The 6,041-nt window shown below is 72.0% G+C and carries 6 protein-coding genes; 3 read left to right on the forward strand and 3 right to left on the reverse strand.

Annotated elements, in window-relative coordinates:
• A partial coding sequence (locus tag AC2W7A_RS08360) for a TetR/AcrR family transcriptional regulator (protein WP_485990952.1) occupies positions 1-456 on the reverse strand: 456 nt, incomplete at its 3' end.
• 145 nt (positions 457-601) lie between these two features.
• On the opposite strand from AC2W7A_RS08360, the gene AC2W7A_RS08365 reads away from it, so the two are divergent.
• Positions 602-1,813: an acyl-CoA dehydrogenase family protein gene (locus AC2W7A_RS08365; protein ID WP_485990954.1), complete on the forward strand. Its 1,212-nt coding sequence runs from the start codon at positions 602-604 to the stop codon at positions 1,811-1,813.
• Positions 1,814-2,129: 316 nt separating this feature from the next.
• Positions 2,130-2,714 carry a GNAT family N-acetyltransferase gene (locus AC2W7A_RS08370; protein ID WP_485990955.1) on the forward strand — a complete coding sequence of 195 codons (585 nt, stop codon included), beginning with the start codon at positions 2,130-2,132 and terminating at the stop codon, positions 2,712-2,714.
• Between the two features lie 219 nt (positions 2,715-2,933).
• Here the strand turns inward: AC2W7A_RS08370 and tgt are convergent, their stop codons facing one another.
• Entirely contained in the window at positions 2,934-4,238 is a 1,305-nt protein-coding gene (tgt, locus tag AC2W7A_RS08375) for a tRNA guanosine(34) transglycosylase Tgt (RefSeq protein WP_485990957.1), read from the reverse strand.
• An 85-nt stretch (positions 4,239-4,323) separates the two neighbouring features.
• On the opposite strand from tgt, the gene AC2W7A_RS08380 reads away from it, so the two are divergent.
• Entirely contained in the window at positions 4,324-4,737 is a 414-nt protein-coding gene (locus AC2W7A_RS08380; RefSeq protein WP_485990958.1) for a hypothetical protein, read from the forward strand.
• On the opposite strand, the gene AC2W7A_RS08385 is transcribed toward AC2W7A_RS08380, so the two are convergent.
• Positions 4,697-5,752: an ornithine cyclodeaminase family protein gene (locus AC2W7A_RS08385; RefSeq protein WP_485990959.1), complete on the reverse strand. Its 1,056-nt coding sequence runs from the start codon at positions 5,750-5,752 to the stop codon at positions 4,697-4,699. The genes AC2W7A_RS08380 and AC2W7A_RS08385 overlap by 41 nt on opposite strands.
• Positions 5,753-6,041: the final 289 nt, after the last annotated feature.

Below are 6,041 nucleotides of genomic sequence, written 5' to 3' on the forward strand. Positions count from 1 at the left end.
CGGCCAGGGGCGAACGCCGTGGCGCCGGCGCCGGACAGCCGCCCGCCGCAGCCAGCGGGCGAAGAGCCGCTCGTAGCCGTGCGAGGTCAGCAGCTCCCGGTTCCGCAGTGCCTTGGACTGCCGCAGCAGTCGGTACCGGGCCTGCGCCTGGACGGGGTCCGAGGTGTGGTGGCGGAACACCCGGAGCACGCCCTCCACGAACGCGGCCGAGGTCGCCTCCGGCCCCGGCTCCGCCGCGGCGAGGAACTCCTCCAACTCCTCCAGCAGGAGGGCATGGTCGTGGAAGACCACGTCCTCCTTGGATCCGAAGGTGCGGAAGAACGTGGCGCGGCTGACGCCGACCTCCTGTGCCAGGGCGTCCACGGTGGTGGCGTCCCAGCCCTGCTCGTCCAGCAGGCGGATGAGGGTGGGCGTGTGCGCGGCGAGCCTCTTCTTCATGACGACGATGATACGCATGCTGATACGGCGTCTCACTTGACCTGACACTCAGTCTCATACGATGCTGGACCACACATCCCCGGAACGTGCCCGCCGGAGGTGGGCGGCCGTCGTCGTGCACCGCCTCCACCGGGAGCACCCGTCCCACCCAGGAGGACCCGCCATGACCGAGCAGCTGCCCACCGCCGAGCCCGAGTACCGCATCACCGACCCGCTGGACACCGACGCCTACGCGATCTTCGAGGACCTGGACGAGGAGGACCTCGTTCTCTTCAAGGCCGCCCGCGCCTACCTCACGCCCGAGGTCCAGAAGACCCTCCAGGACGCCTGGGACAAGGGCGAGTACCCCACCCAGCTGATCCCCGGCCTGGCCGAGGCGGACCTGCTCCGCGACGGCGTGGAGGTCGAGGGCAGGCCCACCTACTCCCGCCTCGCCTCCGGCCTGGCCAACATGGAGCTCTCCCGCATCGACGGCTCGCTGTCCACCATCGTGGGCGTGCAGGGCGGCCTGGCCATGCGCTCGATCGAGATGTGCGGCTCCGCAGAGCAGAAGGCGAAGTACCTGGCGCCGATGGCCTCCGGGGAGCTCTACGGCGCCTTCGCGCTCACGGAGCCCACCCACGGCTCCGACTCCGTCTCGCTGGAGACCACCGCCACCCCCGTGGACGGCGGCTGGAGGATCAACGGCCACAAGAAGTGGATCGGCAACGGCGCCGCCGGCGGCATCACCGTCACCTGGGCCCGCTCCACCGAGGACGGCCAGGTCAAGGGCTTCATCGTCCACCAGGACACCGAGGGCTACGAGGCCGAGGTCATCCGCGGCAAGATGTCTCTGCGCGCCATCCACCAGGCCCACATCACCTACACGGACGTGTTCGTGCCGGCCGAGGACGTCATGCCGGACGCCACCTCCTTCAAGAACACCGCCGCCGTCCTCTTCGCCACCCGCGTGGGCGTGGCCTGGGCCGCCGTCGGCCACGCGGTCGGCTGCTACGAGGCCGCCGTGCAGTACACCCGGCAGCGCGTGCAGTTCGGCCGCCCGCTGGCCCACTCGCAGGTGGTGCAGGAGCGCCTGGCCCGTATGCTCTCCGAGCTGACCCAGGTGCAGCTGCTCGTGCTGCGCGCCTCCCGCCTCGAGGACTCCGGCCGCCTCACCGGCCCGCAGGCCTCCCTGGCGAAGTACTCCGCCACCCGCGCCGCCCGGTCCATCGCCTCCGAGGCGCGCGACCTGCTCGGCGGCAACGGCATCCTCGTGCAGTACGAGGTGGGCAAGCACTTCGCGGACATCGAGGCCATCCACACCTACGAGGGCACGGAGACCGTCCAGGCCCTGATCGTCGGCCGCGACATCACCGGCAAGGGCGCCTTCGCCTGAGCCTGGGCTGGTTCTGGGTCTGGGCGGTGTGCCTGGGTCTGGGACTGGGCTGCGGGACGCGGCGCAGAGAGGCCATGCCGGATCGGGACCGCTCGTGTTCGAGCCACGGCTCATGCTCACCGCACAGTACGCTGACCGCACCGGCGCTGCCGGCGGGAAGGGCGATGGCTGCGCCCCACAGGGGCGGGGACAGGGGCCGTCCCAGCCATGGCGGTCGCCTGTCTTGGTCCGCGGCCGAAGCGCACCTGGACGCGTGCTGTCCACACAGTGGACGTGACCTGTCACCCACATCACACCCTGACGTAGGTTGAGGCACATGGAGCGCACTCCCCGCAACCACACGCACCGCTGGCCGTCCCGCGTGGCCGATCACTCGTCCGGGGAGGACCGCAACGCGATCCGCCGCATCAACGAGATGGCGTTCGAGACCTCCGCCGAGGCCGACCTGGTGGAGGAGCTGCAGAAGGACGAGCAGGCCTGGATGCCGCAGTTCTCGATGGTCACCATGACCGCCGCGATCCCCGGCACGGACCTGCATTCGGACCCGGTGGCCTACGGCCTGCTGTGCCGTGCGCACATCGGCGATGCCGAGACCCTCGCCCTGGCCCCGCACGGCGTGCTGCCGGAGCACCAGAACCAGGGCGCCGGCACCGCCGTGGTGAAGGCACTGCTGGAGGCCGCGAAGGAGGCCGGCGAGCCCCACGTGGTGGTGTACGGCTACCCGGAGTACTACCCGCGCTTCGGCTTCAAGGACGCCGCCGAGTACGGCGTGACCGCCGCCTTCGCGGACCGTCCGGGCGCCCTGCAGATCCTCGTGCTGGACGAGTCCGCCACGGTGCCCTCCGGCGAGTTCACCTACCCGGAGGCCTTCGGCGCGGAGACCCGTGCCCCCCTGAACTGACGTCGGTGCGCGTGTCCGTGCGGTGGGGTGACACCGCACGGAGCGCCGCCGACGTCGACCCCAGTGCGCGGTCGCCCTCGACGATGAGGGCGGCCGCGTATTCCTCTGCCCGGGGCGGCCGCGGCGGACGGGCGGCCTGGCTGTGTGCTGCAGGTCGGAAAGGGCAGCGATCAGGGCCGCATTCCGACGCCGGCGACACAGAGAGCGGGCAGGTTCAGCTCACTTCTTCCCGGCGTAGTACCGGCCGAGCGTCTCGGCCTTCAGCTCGGCGAAGGTGCCGTCCCCGATCGAGGCGCGGATGCGGTCCACCAGGGACACCGTGAAGCGCTCGTTGTGGATGGACACCAGGGTGTGGGCCACCATCTCCTTGGCCTTCATGAGGTGGCGGATGTAGGCGCGCGAGTAGTGGGTGCACGTGTAGCAGTCGCACTCGGGGTCCAGCGGCCCCCAGTCGCGCCGGTACTTCGCGCCGGGCAGGTTGTAGCGGCCGTCCCGGGTGTAGAACGCGCCGGTGCGGGCCACACGGGTGGGGGAGACGCAGTCGAAGGTGTCCGCGCCGTTCTCCACGGCCACGAACAGGTCGTCCGGCTCGGAGATGCCGAGCAGGTGGCGCGGCCTGTCCTCCGGCAGCACCTCGGCACACCAGCCGAGGATCGTGCCGAGGTTCTCCTTCTCCAGGGCGCCGCCGAGCCCGTAGCCGTCGAAGCCGGCCACGGTGCCGTCCGCGAACTCGCTGGTCATGGCGGACAGGTCCGCGCAGGCCTTGCGGCGCAGGTCCTCGTACTGGGCGCCCTGGATGACCCCGAACAGCGCCTGGTAGGGACGGTCTGCCCGCTCCGCGGTGAGGCGGGCGTGCTCGTCCAGGCAGCGCTGGGCCCAACGGCGCGTGCGCTCGAGGGCCTCCTCCTGGTAGCCGCGGGAGTTGTGGAGGGTGGTCAGCTCATCGAAGGCGAACATGATGTCCGCGCCGAGGTTGTGCTGGATCTGCACCGAGCGCTCCGGGGTGAACCGGTGCCTGTCCCCGGTGAGGTGGGACTTGAACCAGACGCCGTCCTCGTCCACGTCGGCCAGGCGTTCCTTGCCGGGGGCCACGGCGTCGTCCTTGCCCTGGCCGTCCGGCGCGGCGGGGCCGTTCATGTCGATGACCTTCTTGAACCCCGAGCCCAGAGACATCACCTGGAAGCCGCCGGAGTCCGTGAAGGTGGGGCCGTCCCAGTTCATGAACCGGCCCAGGCCGCCGGCCTCGTCCAGCAGGTCGTCTCCGGGCTGCAGGTACAGGTGGTAGGCGTTCGCCAGCAGGGCCTGCGCGCCGAGGTTTTTCATGGACTCAGGGAGCACGGCCTTCACCGTGGCCTGGGTGGCCACCGGGATGAAGGCGGGGGTCTGGATCTGCCCGTGCGGGGTGGTGATGACGCCGGTGCGCCCGTGGCCGGGACCGTCCTTCAGGCGCCCGGTCACCTCGTATCCGAAGTGCGAGGGGTGGGCGGGCTGCGGCGCGGGGGTCTCGACGTCGTGGTGGGGCATGGGTTCCATCGTAGTGAGTGAGGTCGGGGATGCCCCTGTCCTGTGTAGGATCTGTGTCCACCTGCACGATCCGAGGAGACGGCTCATGACCGCAGCGCCCACGCCCGCCGACGCCGACCCTGCCGGCAGGCGACCGCGCCCGGCCAGCGCGCTGATCGCCGCAGGAACGGCCCTGATGGTGCCCCTGGTGCTGACGGTGTTCATGATGGTGGCGGAGACGGGCCCCGGCACCGTCGCCGGGACGTACGCCCTGCTCGCCGCGGAGCATCTGGTGGCCCTCGCCGGCGCCGTCGCGCTGATCGTCATCGGCCGTCGCGTCGGACGTCCGGTCCGCGGCCTCGGCCTCACCGCGGTCGTCGCCTCGGTGGTGCCGATCGCCGCCCAGTTCGTGCTCCAGGTCTCTGATCCGAACATCGGCTCCGGCGCCCTGTGGATGGTGTCTGCGGCCGTGCTGGCGCTCACCGGCGGCCTCGCGGTCGCGTCCGCACGCCGCCGCTGAACCGGCGTCGCCCGGGCGTCAGTCCTCCAGCGCGTCCATGACCGCCGAGGCCACCACCAGGTCCTGCCAGGGCATGCCCGTCGTCACGACGACGGCCGGCGCCCCCGCCCTGCCGCCTCGCCCGGCCTGTGGCCAGGTCTGCGAAGGTCGCGAGCTCCGCCTCGGCGACGGCACCGGAGGCGATGCCGAGCACCACCTCGCCGGCCTCGCGCAGCGCCGAGTCGCGGGACTCCACGATCACCTGGCCGCGGGAGAGCAGCGCGTCGTCCAGCTCGCGGGTGTCCGGGGTGTGGGCGCCCATGGCCACCACCACGGCGTCGTCCCGCACCAGTGTGCCGTCGAACAGCGGCGTCTGTGCCGCGGTGCAGGTGAGGACGACGTCCGCCTCCGCCACCGCCTCCGCGGCTCCCGCCTGCGCCGGCACGCCGAGGTCCTCGGCGATGCGCGCGGCCAGGGCCTTCGCCTTCTCCGGACTCCGCCCGACCACGGTGATCCGCCCGACGGCCAGCACGTCGCAGAACGTGACGGCGTGCTCCCAGGCCTGGACCCCGGTGCCGAACAGGACGAGGTGGGCGGCCGTCGTCGTGGTTCCGGCGGGGTCCGAGGAGCCGGACGGCGACGAGCCGGGGGAGGCCCCGGCCAGGCGCGCCCCGAGCGCCGACACGGCGGAGGTGCGCAGGTTGGTGAGCTCGATGCCGTCCAGGACCGCGCGCGGCGCCTGCTCCGTGCCACCGAAGAGCACATAGACGCCCTGGATGACCGGCAGGCCGGCCGCCGCGTTGTCCGGCGTGAGGGTGAGCAGCTTCGTGCCGACCTGGTCGCCGCGAGTGGACGGCATCTGCAGCAACGTGCCGGTGGAGGTCTCCACACGCGTGCGCGGGGCGTCAGACTCCGGGTCCAGGCCGTCTGCCAGGGCACGGTCAAGGGCGTCGACGGCGGCTGTGGGGCCCAGGGCGGCGCGCAGGGCCGGGCCCGGGAGGAAGGCCAGCTGAGGGGAGGCGGTGGTGTCCGTCATGCCCACCACCGTACGGAACCGCCCGGACCGTGTAAGCCGTCCGGCTCGGTGGATACTGTGAGGAGGAACCGGAGGGCGCCGTCGACCGACGGGCCCGGCCCCGCAGAGAGGACACCCATGAGCCACCAGTACCCCGAGGGCCGACGACGCGGTGAGACCCCGTCCTGGTACCAGAGCGGCGGAGACGACCGGCCGACGCCGCGTCCCTGGGAGGAGTCGCACGGTGTCCGGCCCCGACGCCCGGGGCCGGCGAGCCGACGGCCGCCAGGAGGGCTGGGGTGGCCCGCAG

The organism is Micrococcus sp. LASM2_SD2 (assembly GCF_057364565.1).